Source organism: Nonomuraea sp. N2-4H (assembly GCF_045291505.1).
Lineage (GTDB): Bacteria > Actinomycetota > Actinomycetes > Streptosporangiales > Streptosporangiaceae > Nonomuraea > Nonomuraea fastidiosa.
In genome coordinates, this window is the sequence record NZ_CP147987.1 from 4,532,233 (window position 1) to 4,546,910 (window position 14,678).

11 protein-coding genes and 2 pseudogenes are annotated in these 14,678 nt (G+C 72.7%); 12 read left to right on the plus strand and 1 reads right to left on the minus strand.

What is annotated here, in order from left to right:
• Window positions 1-4 precede the first annotated feature (4 nt).
• The 6 genes and pseudogenes from WBK31_RS20930 (at window position 5) to WBK31_RS20955 (ending at window position 4,782) form a co-directional block, all read left to right on the plus strand.
• On the plus strand, window positions 5-1,015 hold the full coding sequence (locus WBK31_RS20930; RefSeq protein WP_406672998.1) for an ABC transporter permease: 1,011 nt from the start codon (window positions 5-7) through the stop codon (window positions 1,013-1,015).
• Window positions 1,012-1,911 carry an ABC transporter permease gene (locus tag WBK31_RS20935; RefSeq protein ID WP_364054202.1) on the plus strand — a complete coding sequence of 300 codons (900 nt, stop codon included), beginning with the start codon at window positions 1,012-1,014 and terminating at the stop codon, window positions 1,909-1,911. Before WBK31_RS20930 ends, WBK31_RS20935 begins: the two co-directional genes overlap by 4 nt.
• A gap of 3 nt (window positions 1,912-1,914) precedes the next feature.
• Window positions 1,915-2,901 (plus strand): ABC transporter ATP-binding protein, encoded by a 987-nt coding sequence (locus WBK31_RS20940; RefSeq protein WP_364054205.1) that lies wholly within the window; start codon window positions 1,915-1,917, stop codon window positions 2,899-2,901.
• Complete coding sequence (locus WBK31_RS20945) at window positions 2,898-3,908, plus strand: ABC transporter ATP-binding protein (protein WP_378787951.1); 1,011 nt, start codon at window positions 2,898-2,900, stop codon at window positions 3,906-3,908. Before WBK31_RS20940 ends, WBK31_RS20945 begins: the two co-directional genes overlap by 4 nt.
• A gap of 161 nt (window positions 3,909-4,069) precedes the next feature.
• Window positions 4,070-4,246 (plus strand): annotated as a pseudogene (locus tag WBK31_RS20950) (GNAT family N-acetyltransferase); the annotation flags it as partial.
• 203 nt (window positions 4,247-4,449) lie between these two features.
• Complete coding sequence (locus tag WBK31_RS20955; protein WP_406672999.1) at window positions 4,450-4,782, plus strand: GNAT family N-acetyltransferase; 333 nt, start codon at window positions 4,450-4,452, stop codon at window positions 4,780-4,782.
• A gap of 61 nt (window positions 4,783-4,843) precedes the next feature.
• Here WBK31_RS20955 and WBK31_RS20960 read toward each other — a convergent pair.
• Window positions 4,844-5,899, minus strand: a pseudogene (locus tag WBK31_RS20960) (exo-beta-N-acetylmuramidase NamZ domain-containing protein); the annotation flags it as partial.
• Between the two features lie 57 nt (window positions 5,900-5,956).
• Here WBK31_RS20960 and murQ point away from each other — a divergent pair.
• The 6 genes from murQ (at window position 5,957) to WBK31_RS20990 (ending at window position 14,613) form a co-directional block, all read left to right on the plus strand.
• The gene (murQ, locus tag WBK31_RS20965) at window positions 5,957-6,856 is read left to right on the plus strand and encodes an N-acetylmuramic acid 6-phosphate etherase (protein ID WP_364054217.1); all 900 of its coding nucleotides are present in this window, start codon (window positions 5,957-5,959) and stop codon (window positions 6,854-6,856) included.
• Window positions 6,857-6,982: 126 nt separating this feature from the next.
• Complete coding sequence (locus WBK31_RS20970; protein ID WP_364054220.1) at window positions 6,983-8,044, plus strand: serine hydrolase domain-containing protein; 1,062 nt, start codon at window positions 6,983-6,985, stop codon at window positions 8,042-8,044.
• A 183-nt stretch (window positions 8,045-8,227) separates the two neighbouring features.
• Window positions 8,228-9,529 carry an MFS transporter gene (locus WBK31_RS20975; RefSeq protein WP_364054223.1) on the plus strand — a complete coding sequence of 434 codons (1,302 nt, stop codon included), beginning with the start codon at window positions 8,228-8,230 and terminating at the stop codon, window positions 9,527-9,529.
• 1 nt (window position 9,530) lies between these two features.
• The gene (locus tag WBK31_RS20980) at window positions 9,531-9,734 is read left to right on the plus strand and encodes an MbtH family protein (RefSeq protein ID WP_406673000.1); all 204 of its coding nucleotides are present in this window, start codon (window positions 9,531-9,533) and stop codon (window positions 9,732-9,734) included.
• Between the two features lie 8 nt (window positions 9,735-9,742).
• Window positions 9,743-13,516: an AMP-binding protein gene (locus tag WBK31_RS20985; protein ID WP_406673001.1), complete on the plus strand. Its 3,774-nt coding sequence runs from the start codon at window positions 9,743-9,745 to the stop codon at window positions 13,514-13,516.
• A 38-nt stretch (window positions 13,517-13,554) separates the two neighbouring features.
• Window positions 13,555-14,613 (plus strand): MupA/Atu3671 family FMN-dependent luciferase-like monooxygenase, encoded by a 1,059-nt coding sequence (locus tag WBK31_RS20990; protein WP_406673002.1) that lies wholly within the window; start codon window positions 13,555-13,557, stop codon window positions 14,611-14,613.
• Window positions 14,614-14,678 lie beyond the last annotated feature (65 nt).

A 14,678-nucleotide genomic window follows, 5' to 3' on the forward strand; every position in this document is an offset into this window, starting at 1 on the left:
ACTTATGACGGTCATCGCACGGCGACTCGCGGGCCACCTGGCCCGCGGGGTCGTCATGATCCTCGTGGTCGCCACGATCAGTTTCTTCATCGTCAGGAGCATCCCGGGCGATCCCGTGGCGGCGAACGTGCAGAAACTGGTCGAGCAGGGCATGTCTCCCGAGGCAGCCGAGCAGGCCACCCGCGTCCTCTACGGCTTCCAGCCGAAGGGCTCGCTCTGGGAGCAGTACACCGGCTACCTCGGCGGGCTGTTCACCTTCGACCTCGGCCAGTCGGTCACGCACGCCGGCGCCCCGGTGACGGACGTGCTGGCCGAGGCGGCCAAGTGGACCGTTCTACCGGTGCTGGCGGGCACGCTGCTGAGCTTCCTCGTCGGCGTCATCATGGGCGTCTACGCGGCCATCAAGCGGTCCGGCAAGCTCGGCGACGTGCTGGCGATCTCCGGGTCGCTGCTGCACGGCGTGCCGCAGTACGTGCTGGGCCTGCTGCTCAGCGCGATCTTCGCCACGCTGATCCCGATCCTGCCGGCCGACGGCCCGGTGGACATCCTGTACGAGCCCGGGTTCAACGCCGGCGACATCGGCTCCCTCATCGAGCACGCGATCCTGCCGGTGGCGACGTACGCGCTGGCCGCCTACGGCGGATGGATCCTGGCGATGAAGTCGAGCGTCGTGACCGTCCTCGGTGACGACTTCATCCTGGCCGCCGAGCTGCGCGGCATGAAGCGCTCGATCATCTTCCGGTACATCGCGCGCAACGCGATCCTGCCGCTGTTCACGATCCTCGCGCTCTCGCTCGGCCTGCTGCTGGGCGGCGCGGTGTTCATCGAGCGCATCTTCAACTACCCGGGTCTCGGGCTGCTGCTCATCGAGAGCATCACCATGCGCGACTACGCGCTGATGGGCGGCGCGTTCCTGCTGATCACGGTGTCGATCATCGTGGCGAACATCCTCGCGGACCTGTTCTACAGCGTCATCGACCCGCGGGTCCGCAGCGGGGAGGAGGTGTCGGCATGAGTGTCCTGCTGGAGAGCTCGTCCACCAGCGCGGCGATGCGCCGCAACTTCTGGTCGGGCGTGTGGCGGGTGATGCGGCGCAAGCCGAGCCGCCTGGTGGGCGTGGTGCTCATGGCGGGGTTCGTGTTCATGGGCGCGTTCGGCCCGATGTTCTACCCCGACCCGCTGCCCCGTGACCCGAACCAGATCACCAGGCCGCCGAGCTGGGAGCACTGGCTGGGCACCGACGACCAGGGCCGCGACGTGATCGCGCTGGTCGTCACCGGCTCCCGCTACGTGCTGCTGGCCGCACTGGTGACGGCCGTCATCACGGTCGTGCTGGGCACCGCGATCGGCCTGTTCTCCGGCTTCAAGCGGGGCCGCTGGGACACCGTGCTGATGCGGCTGACCGACATGAAGCTGACCATCCCCGGCCTGCCGCTGCTGCTGGTGCTGTCCACCGTGTGGAAGTTCAGCAGCGCGGTGCAGATGGGCCTGGTGCTGGGGCTGCTGAGCTGGGGCGGCGTGGCCAGGGCCGTGCGGTCGCAGACGCTGTCGCTGCGCGAGCGCGGCTTCATCGAGGCGGCGCGCGGGCTGGGCCTGTCCACCACGCACATCGTGGGCAAGGAGCTGCTGCCGAGCATGGCGCCGTACATCGCGATGAACATGCTGATCGCGATCACCGGCGGCGTGTACTCGCAGGTGGGCCTGTTCTTCCTGGGCGTGCTGCCGTACGAGTCGAACAACTGGGGCCAGATGCTCAACACGGCCGTGTTCCGCTCGGGTGCGCTGACCGTGCCGAGCGCGCTCGGCTTCCTGCTGGGCCCGCTGCTGGCGATCCTGCTGCTGACGCTGGCCATCGTGCTCGTGGTCGACGCCATGGACGAGATCTTCAACCCCCGGCTGCGCGAGGAGTAGAGGGTGAGCAACAAGGCGCCAGGAGTGCGCATCGGCGGCCTGACGGTCGTCTACAAGACCCCCGCGGGCGAGCTGCCCGCCGTCAGGGACGTCAGCCTGACCCTGGAGCCGGGTTCGATCACCGGCATCGTCGGCGAGTCCGGCTCGGGCAAGTCCACGCTCGCGCTGTCGCTGCTCAACGCCGTGCAGCCGCCCGGCAGGATCGCGGCGGGCACCGTCGAGATCGACGGGCTGGGCGATGTGGCCGCGCTGTCGGGCGAGCAGCTGCGCAAGGCGCGCGGCAAGCACATCGGCTACGTCTTCCAGGCGGCCCAGAACTCTCTCAACCCGCTCAAGACGGTCGGCAAGCAGCTGCTCGACCTGGGCCGCTCGCACGGCGTGGACGACCTGCGCGGGCTGGTGCGCGAGGCCAAGGAGCTGCTGGCCAGGATGGGCCTGGACGGCGCCCGCGTGCTCGACTCGCACCAGCACGAGCTGTCCGGCGGCATGCGCCAGCGGGTCGGCATCATGCTGGCGCTGGTGCTCAACGCCCACCTGGTGGTCCTGGACGAGCCGACGACCGCGCTCGACATGATCACCCAGGCGAACATCCTGAAGATCGTCCGCGAGGTGCACGCCGAGCGCGGCCTGACCACGCTGGTCATCACGCACGACATCGGCGTGGTCGCCGAGGTGGCCGACCGGCTCGCCGTCATGTACGGCGGCCGCATCGTCGAGCAGGGCCCCACCACGGAGGTGCTGGGCGCGCCCCGCCACCCGTACACGCGCGGCCTGATCAAGGCGATCCCGCGGCTCGTCGGCGACATCTCCGAGGCCCAGGCGCTGCCCGGCCGGCCGCCCACGCTGGCGACCGTGCCCCAGCAGGGCTGCGTCTTCAGGGAGCGCTGCGCGCTGCGCATGGACGTGTGCGAGACCGAGGACCCGCAGGCCGTCGCGGACGGCTCGCGCACCGTGGCCTGCCACGCCGTGACCGTGAAGGAGCACGCATGATCACCGGAACCGGCGTCGTCAAGACGTTCAAGCAGCGGGGCAAGGTGCTCGGCGCCCGCGAGGTGCAGGCGCTGCGGGGCGTGGACTTCGCGATCCCCAAGGGCGGCGCGGCCTCGTTCATCGGCGAGTCCGGGTGCGGCAAGACCACGCTGGGGCGGATCATCGCCGGGCTGGAGTCGTACGACGCGGGCGAGATCGAGATCGACGGCGTGCCGATGTCGAGCCTGAAGCCCAAGCAGCGCCAGCCGCACTTCCGCAAGATCCAGATGATCCATCAGGACCCGTACTCGGCCCTGAACCCGACCAGGACCATCCACCAGACGCTGCATGCGCCGCTCAGCCTGCGGGCCAAGCAGACCGGCAGGTCGCGGGCGTGGATCGAGGAGCGGGCGGCCGAGGTGCTGTCGCTGGTCGGCCTCGACCCCGGCACGGTGCTGGCGCGTTACCCGCACCAGCTCTCCGGCGGCATGCGCCAGCGCGTGGTCATCGCCCGCGCGCTGACCGTGGACCCGGAGATGCTGGTCGCCGACGAGGCCGTCTCGATGATCGACGTCTCGCTGCGGCTGGGCATCCTGGCGCTGCTGAAGGACCTGCGCGAGCGGCTCGGCGTGAGCGTGCTGTTCATCACGCACGACGTGGCCACCGCCCGCTACATCGGCGACGACGGCGAGCTGTACGTCATCTACCGGGGCCAGGTCGTCGAGCGCGGCGCGGTGGACACGGTCATCGCCGACCCCGTGCACCCGTACACGCAGTCGCTGCTGTCGGCCATCCCGGTGCTGCACGGGCTCGAGCAGCCGGGCGAGCAGCCCGTGGTGCCGCTGGAGTCGCTGGACGAGAGCCGGCCCGACGAGGGCTGCCTGTTCGCCCGGCGCTGCCCGTTCCGCACCGACCGCTGCATGTCCGAGCGGCCGGTGCTGGGGCGCACCGAGGGCGTCCCGCAGGAGCACGCCTGCTTCTACCCCGAGCGCCGCAGCGTGATCGCGCGCCCGATGAGCGAGGTGTGATGGCGCACTCGGTGCGGGAATTCGACCCGGGCGAGGCCGCGCGGGTGGCGCAGGCCGCGCTGACGCTCGACGCCGGCGAGGCCGCCGCCCTGGTGGGCAGCCTGTCGCGGCCCCCTGCGGAGCGGCGCTGGACGGCGCTGGCCGTGGACGGCGGCGTGGTGATGGCCTCGGTCAACACCGTGGACCCCGCGGTCGGGCACGTCGATCTGCTGGCCGTGCACCCCTCGGCGCAGGGCGCGGGGCGCGGGCGCGCGCTGGTGCGCGCGGCCGAGGAGTGGCTGCGCGGGCAGGGGGCCCGCGAGGCCCGCTTCGCCGGGAACCCGCCGTGCTACGCCTGGCCGGGCATCGACGTGCGCTACACCGCCGCCGCGTGCCTGGCCGAGAGCCTCGGCTACGAGCGCTACCAGGTGGCCTGGAACATGACCGCCGACCTGCGCCACGCCGACCTGGGCGTCGAGGACGACCTCGCGCGGCTCAAGCGCGCGGGCGTCTCGGTGCACGGGCTCGGCGGTCCCGGTGACGCGCGGCCGGCCGGGAGCGGGTGGCGGCCTTCGTCGAGGAGCAGTGGAACGATCGATGGGCCTGGGAGGCGGTCAACGCGGCCGGGCTGCACTACGCCGAGCGCGATGGCCGGGTGCTCGGCTTCGCCGCGTGGGGTGCGCGGCCGGCCTGGTTCGGCCCCATGGGCACCGCGCCCGACGCCCGGGGCCTCGGCCTCGGGCGGGTGCTGCTGCGCAGGTGCCTGGCGGAGCAGCGGGCCGCCGGGCAGGACCACGCCCAGATCGGCTGGGTGGGGCCGTTGCGGTTCTACTCGCGCGCCGTGGGCGCGCGAGCCGAACGCGTCTTCTGGCTCTACCGGCGCGATCTGGCGTGATGAGCCGGTCAGTACAGAAGTCCTCCCTCGGGCGGGCCGGCGGCGGGCACAGCGCCCGCGGGTCCTCCCCGGCCTCCAGGCACTTCTTGAGGGAGTCGGACCCCCACAGGTGGTCCAGGAACAGCTCGGGCCCCGCCCACTTCAGCTCGTCCGGGTAGAGGGTGCGGGCCACGTGCAGCATCGACAGGCCGGTCAGCACGGGGCGGAAGGCGGCGGGGTCGTGCACGTGGAGCTGAACCCCCCGTACGGGGACGCCGGCGTGCTTGTGGAACGTCGGCGTGAACCACGCCTCCCTGAACCGCACCCCCGGCAGGCCCAGCTCGTTGAGCGCCGGCGCGAAGCGCGCGTCGGCGTAGGGCGCGCCGATCAGCTCGAACGGCCGGGTGGTGCCGCGCCCCTCGGAGAAGTTCGTGCCCTCGAAGAGCCCGGTGCCCGGGTAGACCAGCGCGGTGTCGAGGGTCGGCATGTTGACCGAGGGCATGACCCAGGGCAGGCCGGTGTCGGCGTAGCTCATCTCCCGCCGCCAGCCCTCCATCGTGACCACGGTCAGGTCCAGGTCGAAGCCGAACATCCCGGCCAGCTCCCCCTCCGTCCTGCCGTGCCGCAGCGGCAGCGGGAAGCGGCCGACGAAGCTCGCGAACGCCGGGTCGAGCAGCGGTCCCTCCTCCACGGCGCCGCCGAGCGGGTTGGGGCGGTCGAGCACCACGAAGCGCAGGCCGAGCCGGGCGGCGGAGGCCATGAGGTCGTACATGGTCCACACGTAGGTGTAGAAGCGGGCGCCCACGTCGGCGATGTCGAAGACGAGCGTGTCCACCCCGGAGGCGGCCACCACCTCGTCCAGGGGCGCGCCGGAGCGCTTGTGCGTGTCGTAGACCGGCAGGCCGGTCCGCTCGTCCACGCCGTCGGCCTCGCTGCCGGCGGCCTGCGCGGTGCCGCGCATGCCGTGCTCGGGACCGAAGAGCGCGGTGAGCTTGAGCCCTGCGGCCAGCAGGGCGTCGGGGGTGGGGGTCAGATCGGGCAGGACGCCGGTCGGGTTGGTGATCAGGCCGAGGCGCGTACCGCCCGCCAGGGCGGGATCCGCGGCCAGCCGTTCGGCTCCTGTTCTCACGTGTGGCATGAACCCATTGTCTGAAAGATATTTACAAGAGAGAAGTAGAGGGTGGAAATTAGCGACATGATTGATCCGCTATCAGAGGCGTCCACCGAGCAGAGCGACCCCCGTTACGCCCAGATCGACCGGCTGCCGACCCTGCAGATCGCCCGGCTGATGAACCAGGCGGACGCCGCCGTGCCCGCCGCGGTGGCGCTGGCGCTGCCGGCGATCTCGGAGGCGATCGACGCCATCGCCGCGAGGATGAACGAGGGTGGCCGGCTGCTCTACGTGGGCGCGGGCACGTCGGGGCGGCTGGCCGTGCTCGACGCCAGCGAGTGCCCGCCGACGTTCGGCACCGACCCGTCGATGGTGCAGGGCATCATCGCGGGCGGGCCGGAGGCGCTGACCCGTTCCGTTGAAGGTGCCGAGGACGACGCCGAGGCCGGCGCCGCCGCGCTGAAGGACCTGGAGGTGGGACCGCTCGACTCGGTGGTGGGCGTGTCCGCCAGCGGGCGGGCTCCCTTCGTGCTGGGCGCGCTGGCGGAGGCGCGAGATCGCGGCGCGCTGACCGTGGCGCTGTCGTGCAACGACGACGCCCCGCTGTCGGCGGCCGCCGAGCACGCCATCGAAGTGGTGGTGGGCCCCGAGGTGGTGACCGGTTCGACCCGGCTGAAGGCGGGCACGGCCCAGAAGCTCGTGCTCAACATGATCTCCACGATCACGATGGTCAAGCTGGGCCGGACGTACGGGAACAAGATGATCGAGATGTCGGCGATGAACAGCAAGCTCGCCGGGCGGGCGCTGCGCATCGTCAGCGACATCACCGGGGCCGACCACGCGACGGCGGAGGCGGCCCTGGACGCGGCCGGCGGCCAGGCGAAGATCGCGGTGCTGATGATCCGGCACGGGCTCGACGCCGAGGCGGCCAGGGAGCTGCTGCGCTCGCACGGCGAGCGGCTCAGCGACGCGCTCAGCGGCTGAACCGGGCGGTCCGGCCGGGGTGCCGCGCGAACACCGGACGCGCGGGAGGGCTTGCGCACGGCGGGCCGCGTGGTTTACGGCGTGTGGTGGACGTCTTGGTGCCGGATGAAGAGGAGGAGTACGGGGATGTCGGACCGGCTGGAGGAGATCCTGGCGGCCGCGGTGCCCGAGGTGTGCCCCGCCGCGGTGGCGCTGATCGCCGTGGACGGCTCCGTGGCGGCCGCGGCGGCGGCCGGCGAGCTGGTCAGGTACGCCGGCGCGGACGGCACGCTCGCCGCGGACCGCCCGCGGGCACGGCGCGACTCGATCTTCGACCTTGCCTCCGTCAGCAAGCTGTTCACCACCGTCGTGCTGCTCTCGCTGGCCGAGGAGGGCAGACTGGACCTCGACGAGCCGGTGACCGGGCGCCTGCCCGCCGCCGACCCGCGCATCACGCCGCGCCACCTGCTCACCCACACGGCGGGCCTGCCCGCGAGCCGGCGCATCGACAGGGAGCTGCCGGAGGCCGGTCCCGCCGAGCGCCTGGCCGCCATGGTCGCCACGCCGCCCGCCCACCCGGTGGGCGGCCCCTATCTCTACAGCGACGTCGGCATGGTGATGGCGGGCCATCTGGCGGAGCTGGCCGGAGGGGCGCCGCTGGAGGTGCTCGTACGCGAGCGCGTCACCGGCCCGCTGAAGCTGTCCTGCACCGGTTACCGGCCGGGCCCCGAGCTGCTCGATCGGGTGGCCGCGACCGAGTGGAAGGCCGAGCGCCCCGGGCCGGGGTGCGTGCGGGGCGAGGTGCACGACGAGACCGCGTACGCGCTGGGCGGCGTGGCCGGGCACGCGGGCCTGTTCGCCCCCGCCGACGACCTGCTGGCCTTCGGCGAGGCGCTGCGGCTCGGCGGCGGGCCCGTGCTGAGCGCGGCGACCGTGGCCGAGATGACCCGGGACCAGGGCGTCGAAGACGCGCCGTTCCGCCACGGGCTGGGCGTGCGCATCGGCGATCCCGGCATCGTCGGCCCGCTGAAGGACGCCTACGGCCACTCGGGCTTCACCGGCACGTCGCTGGTGGTCGATCCGGACCGCCGTCTCACCGTGGTGCTGCTGACGAACTTCGTGCACCCGGTACGCGGGCGTGAAGGCATCCGCACCCTGCGTCACAAAGTGGCGGAAGAAGCGTTAAGGCTGGCTGACCTCGTTTCTTGACGGGAAGTAATTACCAGACCACAAACCGCTTATTGCCCGGTGCCAAACTGTGTGTGATGGTACAAGTGAGACGGCCGAGGACAAATTGGCCTCTCACAGGTTCCTTTCACCAGAAGGGCCTCGGGCAGCATGGGTCAACCTCCCTCGTCCCTCCAAAACCGATTTCTCCAGCGATTTTCTGGAATGGGCCGTTTCGGCCTGGTGTGGTGTGGCCAGGTCGTCACCCTCATCGGTAATTCCGTTCTCCGTTTCTCCCTGGTGATCCAGGCGTGGACGGTCGATCACCAGGCCACGCAGGTGGTGGCGCTTTCGCTGTGCGCGCTGCTGCCGCAGATGCTGCTCAGCCCGACCGCCGGGGCCCTCGTGGACCGCTGCCGCAAGCGCACCGCGCTGCAACTCGCCGACCTCGGCGGCCTCGTCGCGGTCGGCGCCATGGCGGCCGTGTACTTCCTCGGTGACCTGCACCTCTGGCAGGTCTACGTGACCGTCGCGCTGCTCGGGGCGTGCGCCGCCTTCCAGTTCCCCGCGCTGTCGTCGGCCGTGCCGATGCTGGTCGGCAAGGAGCAGCTCCAGCGCGCCAACGGGCTGCTCGCCACCGCCAAGAGCGTCGCCGACGTCGGCGGCCCCGCCCTGGCGGGGCTGCTCGTGGTGACCGGCGGGCTCGGCGCCGTGCTCGTGATCGACCTGATCAGCTTCGCGGTCGCGCTGGCCACCATCCGCCTGGTCCGCCTGGACGGCGACCGGGCGGGCGAGAGCGGGGCCCGCAAGCGGCTCGGCGCCGACTCGCTGGAGGGGCTGCGCTACCTGTTCGCCCAGCCCAGCCTGCGCGGCCTGATCCTCGTGTTCTTCACCGTCAACCTGGTCATGGTGTTCGGCTTCGCCGTCGTGCAGCCGATGATCCTGGCCAGGACCGGCAGCGACGTGTCCGTCCTCGCCAGCGTGAACGCGGGGATCGGCGCCGGCGGCATCGCCGGCGGCCTGCTGCTGGCCGCCTGGGGCGGGCCGAAGAACCGGGTGCGCGGCATGATGCTCGGCGTCGTCGGCATGTGCCTGAGCGCGCAGATCGTCATGTCCGTCGTCCAGGGCGTCGTCGCGTGGACGGCGGCCATCCTCGTGGGCGCGATGATCATGCCCATCGTGAACGGCTCCATGCAGTCGATCATCCAGACCAAGGTGCCGGAGGAACGGCAGGGACGGGTGTTCGGGGCCGTCATGTTCGTCTCGCAGATCTCCTCTCCGGTCGCGATGGCCTTCTCAGGGCCGCTCGCCGACCACGTCTTCGAACCCCAGGCGGCGGCCGGCACCGGCGTGCCCGGCCTGCTCGCGCCGCTCATCGGCACCGGCCCTGGCAGCGGCATGGCGGCCATGCTGCTCATCGCCGGGCTGCTGGGCGCCGCCGCCGCCCTGTGGGGGCTGGCCCAGCGTGCCGTACGCCACATCGACGTGCTCACGCCCGACCTCGAGAAGCAACCCGCGGGAGGCTGACATGACCACCAACCCCTTCGAGGACGAGAACGGCTCCTACCTGGTGCTGGTCAACGACGAGAACCAGCACTCGCTGTGGCCGGCGGACATCGACGTGCCCGCGGGCTGGCGCACGACCTTCGGCCCCGCCGCGCGCGCCGCGGCCCTGGAGCACATCGCGACACACTGGACGGACATGCGCCCGGCGAGCCTCATCCGGGCCTGACCATGAGCGTGCCCGAACCATTGGTGCATGAGGCGTTCGCGGCGCAGGTGGCGCGTACCCCCGAGCGGGTCGCGCTGGTCTGCGGGGCGGAGCGGCTCACCTACGCCGAGCTGGACGCGCGGGCCACGGCGCGCGCGGCCGGGCTGGGCGTCCCCGCAGGGAGCCTGGTCGGCGTGCGCATGGAGCGCGGCGTCGAGCTGGTGGTCGCGCTGCTCGCGGTGCTGAAGGCCGGAGCCGGGTACGTGGTGCTGGATCCGGCGTTCCCCGAGGAGCGGCTGCGCGTCATGGCGGACGACGCCGGCGTGTCGGCGGTGCTCTCCCCGGAAGGGCTGGAGCGCCGGTCCGATCCCGCCCGGCACGACGGGATCGCGTGCGTGATGTTCACCTCCGGCTCCACCGGCCGTCCCAAGGGCGTGGCCGCGCCGCACCGGGCGATCACGGCCACGGTCACCGGCCAGGAGTACGCGCCGTTCGACGCCGTGTGGCTGCAGTGCTCGCCGACGTCGTGGGACGCGTTCGTGCTGGAGCTGTGGGGCCCGCTGCTGTCGGGCGGCACCTGCGTGCTCTATCCGGGCGCGCGTCCCGACCCGCTCGTGCTCGGCCGCCTGATCGCCAAGCACGGCGTGAGCAGCATGTACCTGTCGAGCAGCCTGTTCAACGTGATCGTGGACGAGTGCCCGGACGCGCTGGCCGGGCTGCGCCACCTGATCGTCGGCGGCGAAGCGCTCTCCCCCGCGCACGTCGGCCGGGCCCTCGCCCTGCATCCGGGGCTGCGCCTGCGCAACGGCTACGGCCCGGTCGAAGGCATGATCTTCCTGACCACGCATCCCGTGACCGCCGTGGACGGCCCCGTGCCGATCGGCACGCCGCTGCGCGGCAAGCACGTGCGGGTGCTGGACGCGCGGCTGCGGCCGGTCCCCGACGGTCAGGTGGGCGAGCTGTACGCGGCGGGCGACGGTCTGGCGACCGGCTACCTCGGCCGTCCCGGCGCGACCGCCGAGCGTTTCGTGGCCGACCCGTACGGCCCGCCGGGCGGCCGCATGTACCGCACCGGCGACCTGGTGCGGCGGCGCCCTGACGGCGTGCTCGAATACGTGGGCCGGGCCGACGACCAGGTGAAGGTGCGCGGGTTCCGCATCGAGCCGGCCGAGGTGGAGTCGGTGCTGTCCGGCCACCCGTCGGTCGGGCGGGCCTGCGTGGTGGCCAGGGAGGACGTGCCGGGTGACCGCCGGCTGGTCGCGTACGTGGTGCCGCGCGACCGGTCGGGCTGCCCCGTCGATCCCGGTGTGCTGCGCGCTCACGTCGCGGCGGTGCTGCCGGAGTTCATGGTGCCTGCGGCGTTCGTGACGCTGGAGGCGCTCCCGCTGAGCGCCACCGGCAAGCTCGACCGCGCCGCCCTGCCCGCGCCCGTCTACGGCGAGCCCTCTGAGGCGTCCGCCGGACCTCGCGACGAGCCGCGTGACGAGATCGAGAAGACGCTGTGCGAGCTGTTCGCCGAGGTGCTGAAGGTGCCCGGGGTCGGCGTGCACGACGACTTCTTCGACCTGGGCGGCGACTCCCTGATGGTGGCGCGGCTGCTCAGCAGGATCCACGCCGTGCTGGGCGTGGAGGTCGGCGTCAGGACGCTGTTCGAGACGCCCACGGTCGCGGCCGTCGCCCGCCACGTCGGCGAACGTCCCGGGCCCGGCGGCGGTGTGCCTGCCGCTTCCTCCCCGCGGCCTGAGGCTCAGCACTCCAGGGCGGCCGGGGATACGTCTCCCTTGTCGGCGGCGCAGCGCAGGCTGTGGTTCCTCGATCAGGTGGACGCGGGCGTCGCCTACAACATGCCGATGCTCGTCCGCCTGCGCGGCCCCGTGGACGCCGGCGCGCTGGGCGGGGCGCTGGCGGACGTGGTGGCCAGGCATGAGCCGCTGCGCACGGTCTTCACCGTCCACGACGGCGAGCCCGCCCAGCGGGTGCTGCCCGTGGCCGAGGCGCGGCCCGGGTTCGAGGTCGTCGAGGTGACCGAGGACGAGCTGGACGCGCGCGTGGCCGAGGCGGCGCGGCACCGCTTCGACCTGGAAGCCGAACTGCCGATCCACGCGGTGCTGTTCGTCACGGGGCCGGAGTCGTCGGCGCTGCTGCTGGTCATGCACCACATCGCGACCGACGGCTGGTCGCTGCCGCCGCTCATGCGGGATCTGTCGCGCGCCTACCGGGCGCGGCTCGACGGCATGCCCGTGACCTGGCCGCCGCTGCCGATCACGTACGCCGAGTACGCCGTCCTGCACCGCGACCGCGTGGCCGCCATCGCAGGCGATGAGCTGGCGTACTGGAGAAAGGCGCTGAAAGGGCTGCCGGAACGGCTCACGCTGCCCCGCATCGGCACGTCCGCCGCTTCCGTTACGGGCTCCTCCGGCATTTCCGTTGCGGACTCGCGAGGTGTTTCCCCTACGGACTCGCCCGGCGTTTCCAGCGCGGGTTCCCCCGGGGTTTCCGTTGCAGGTTCCGCCGGTGTTTCCTCCGACGGCTCCCCCGCTGTTTCCGCCGGCGCTTTTCCCGGCGTTTCCGCCAACGGATCCCCCGCCGATTCCGCGGCCACCGGCGCCGGAATTCCCGGGGCCGGTTCCCCGTCCCTTTCCGGCACCGATTCACCCGCCGCTTCCTCCGCTTTCGGCGGGGCGGCGCAGACCGTCGTCCGGCATATCGACGCCGGCCTGCACGCGCGGCTCGCCGAGCTGGGCCGGCGACAGGGCGCCACGCTGTTCATGGTGCTTCAGGCCGGGCTGGCCGAGGTGCTGCGGCGGGCGGGCGCGGGCGAGGACCTGCCGATCGGTGCGCCGGTGGCCGGGCGGTCGACCGGGCCCGTGGACGACCTCGTGGGGTTCTTCGTCAACCTGCTCGTGCTCCGTACCGACGTGTCGGGGGATCCGACGGCCGAGGAGCTGATCGCCCGGGTGCGGGAGACCGACCTGGAGGCGTTCTCGCACCAGGAGGCGCCGTTCGAGCGGGTCGTGCAGGAGCTGAACCCGGCCCGGCGGCCAGGACTGCCGCCGCTCGTGGACGTCGTGCTCGCGCTGCAGAACAACGCGCGGGCCGAGCTGGCGCTGCCCGGCGTGGAGGCGCGGGTCGAGGTCGTCAGGACGGGCGCGGCCAGGTTCGAGCTGCTGGTGGACGTCACCGACACCTACACGGCGGATGGCGCGCCCGACGGGATCGCGGTGACGGTCGAGTACCGCGCCGACGCCTTCGAGCGGGCCGTGATGGAGTGGCTGGCCGAGGCGTTCGTCCTGGTGCTCGACGGCATGTGCGCCGCCCCTGACGCTCCCGTCTCGGGGATCGGCGTGCCGCCGCCGCCCGTCCGCCCGGCGCGTCCGGCCGGTGGGGAGCCCGCGGTACCGCGACCCGGGCTGGCTGGCGGGGAGCCCGCGGTACCGCGACCCGGGCGGGACGGCGGGGAGCCCGCGGTACCGCGACCCGGGCGGGACGGCGGGAAGCGCGCGGCACCGCCGCCCGGGCGGGACGCCTCCGAGATCGAGCGGGTGGTGGCCGCTGTCTGGGCCGAGGTGCTGGGGGTCGCGCGGGTCGGGCCCGACGACGGGTTCTTCGCGCTCGGCGGCAACTCGCTGAGTGCCGTACGCGTCGCCGCCCGCCTGTCCGCCCAGGGCCTGCCCGCCACGGCCGCCCACCTGTTCGAGGCCCCCACCGTCGCCGCCCTGGCCGCCCTGCTGGCGCGGACACCGGCCAGGGCGGAACCCGCCATCACCCGACTGCCCAGGACCCCGCGTACCCGCACCAACTGAGGCAGCCCGTGTCGCGGGCGCCCGTGAGGAGCACGTCCATGGACCTCAGCGTGATGTTCTTCGGCGCCGACCCGGCCGACGCCGGCGGCACCGGCGGACACGCCGCCAAGTACGACGACATCCTGGCCATCGCCCGGGCCGCCGACCGGCTCGGCTTCACCGCACTGTGGACGCCTGAGCGGCACTTCCAGCAGGTCGGGCAGGTGTTCCCGAACCCGGCCCTGCTCAGCGCCGCGCTCGCCACCGTCACAGAACGCATCCACCTGCGCGCCGGCAGCCTGGTGCTGCCGCTGCACCACCCGCTGCGGGTGGCTGAGGACTGGGCGGTCGTGGACAACCTGTCGCGCGGCCGGGTCGGCCTGTCGGTGGCGACGGGCTGGCATTCGCGGGACTTCGTGCTGGCTCCTGAGGCGTACGAGGACCGCAGGGAGCGCGCCTTCCGCGACCTGGAGCTGCTGCGGCGGCTGTGGGCGGGCGAACCCGCCGAGTTCACCGACGGGACCGGCGGACGGGTTCAGGTGACGCCGCAGCCCAGGCCGTACTCGGCGAGCCTGCCGCTGTGGACCACCACATCGGGCAGCCCGAGCACGTGGGAGGCGGCCGGACGGATGCGTACGAACATCCTCGGCGCGACCATCGGCCAGACCCGCGAGGAGCTGGCCGGGAAGATCGCCTCCTATCGCGACGCCTACGACGCGGCGCCCGGCCGGCCGGGCGCCCCGCCCAGAGGCACGGTGACGCTCATGGCGCACACCTACGTGGCCGCATCGGACGAGGAGGCGCGGGAGCGCGCGGCCGGGCCGCTGAAGGCGTACCTGCGGTCGTACGTGGCCCAGACGGCCGCGAACAAGGGCGGCCCGGACGGCGGGGCGGCCGCGCTGAGCGAGGCGCAGCTCACGGCGCTCACCGACTTCGCCTTCCGCCGCTACCTGGCCTGGGGCGGCCTCATCGGCTCGCCGGAGACGTGCCGCATGAGCCTGGCGGACCTCGCCGAGCTGGGCTGCGACGAGGTGGCCTGCTTCGTCGACTTCGGGCTCGGCCGCGACGAGGTGCTCGCCGGCCTGGAACGCCTCGCCGACCTGCGGGAGGGACTGTGACTGAGACCGTACCTGGGGCCGTACCTGGGACCGTGCCCGGGATCGGGACCCGGACGGGGGCAGGA

Excerpts from the sequence above, each read along its gene's own strand:
- WBK31_RS20930 (WP_406672998.1), top strand. The coding sequence starts at position 5 with ATGACGGTCATCGCACGGCGACTCGCGGGCCACCTGGCCCGCGGGGTC.
- WBK31_RS20935 (WP_364054202.1), top strand. The coding sequence starts at position 1,012 with ATGAGTGTCCTGCTGGAGAGCTCGTCCACCAGCGCGGCGATGCGCCGC.
- murQ (WP_364054217.1), top strand. The coding sequence starts at position 5,957 with ATGATTGATCCGCTATCAGAGGCGTCCACCGAGCAGAGCGACCCCCGT.
- WBK31_RS20970 (WP_364054220.1), top strand. The coding sequence starts at position 6,983 with ATGTCGGACCGGCTGGAGGAGATCCTGGCGGCCGCGGTGCCCGAGGTG.
- WBK31_RS20945 (WP_378787951.1), top strand. The coding sequence starts at position 2,898 with ATGATCACCGGAACCGGCGTCGTCAAGACGTTCAAGCAGCGGGGCAAG.
- WBK31_RS20990 (WP_406673002.1), top strand. The coding sequence starts at position 13,555 with ATGGACCTCAGCGTGATGTTCTTCGGCGCCGACCCGGCCGACGCCGGC.
- WBK31_RS20975 (WP_364054223.1), top strand. The coding sequence starts at position 8,228 with ATGGGCCGTTTCGGCCTGGTGTGGTGTGGCCAGGTCGTCACCCTCATC.
- WBK31_RS20980 (WP_406673000.1), top strand. The coding sequence starts at position 9,531 with ATGACCACCAACCCCTTCGAGGACGAGAACGGCTCCTACCTGGTGCTG.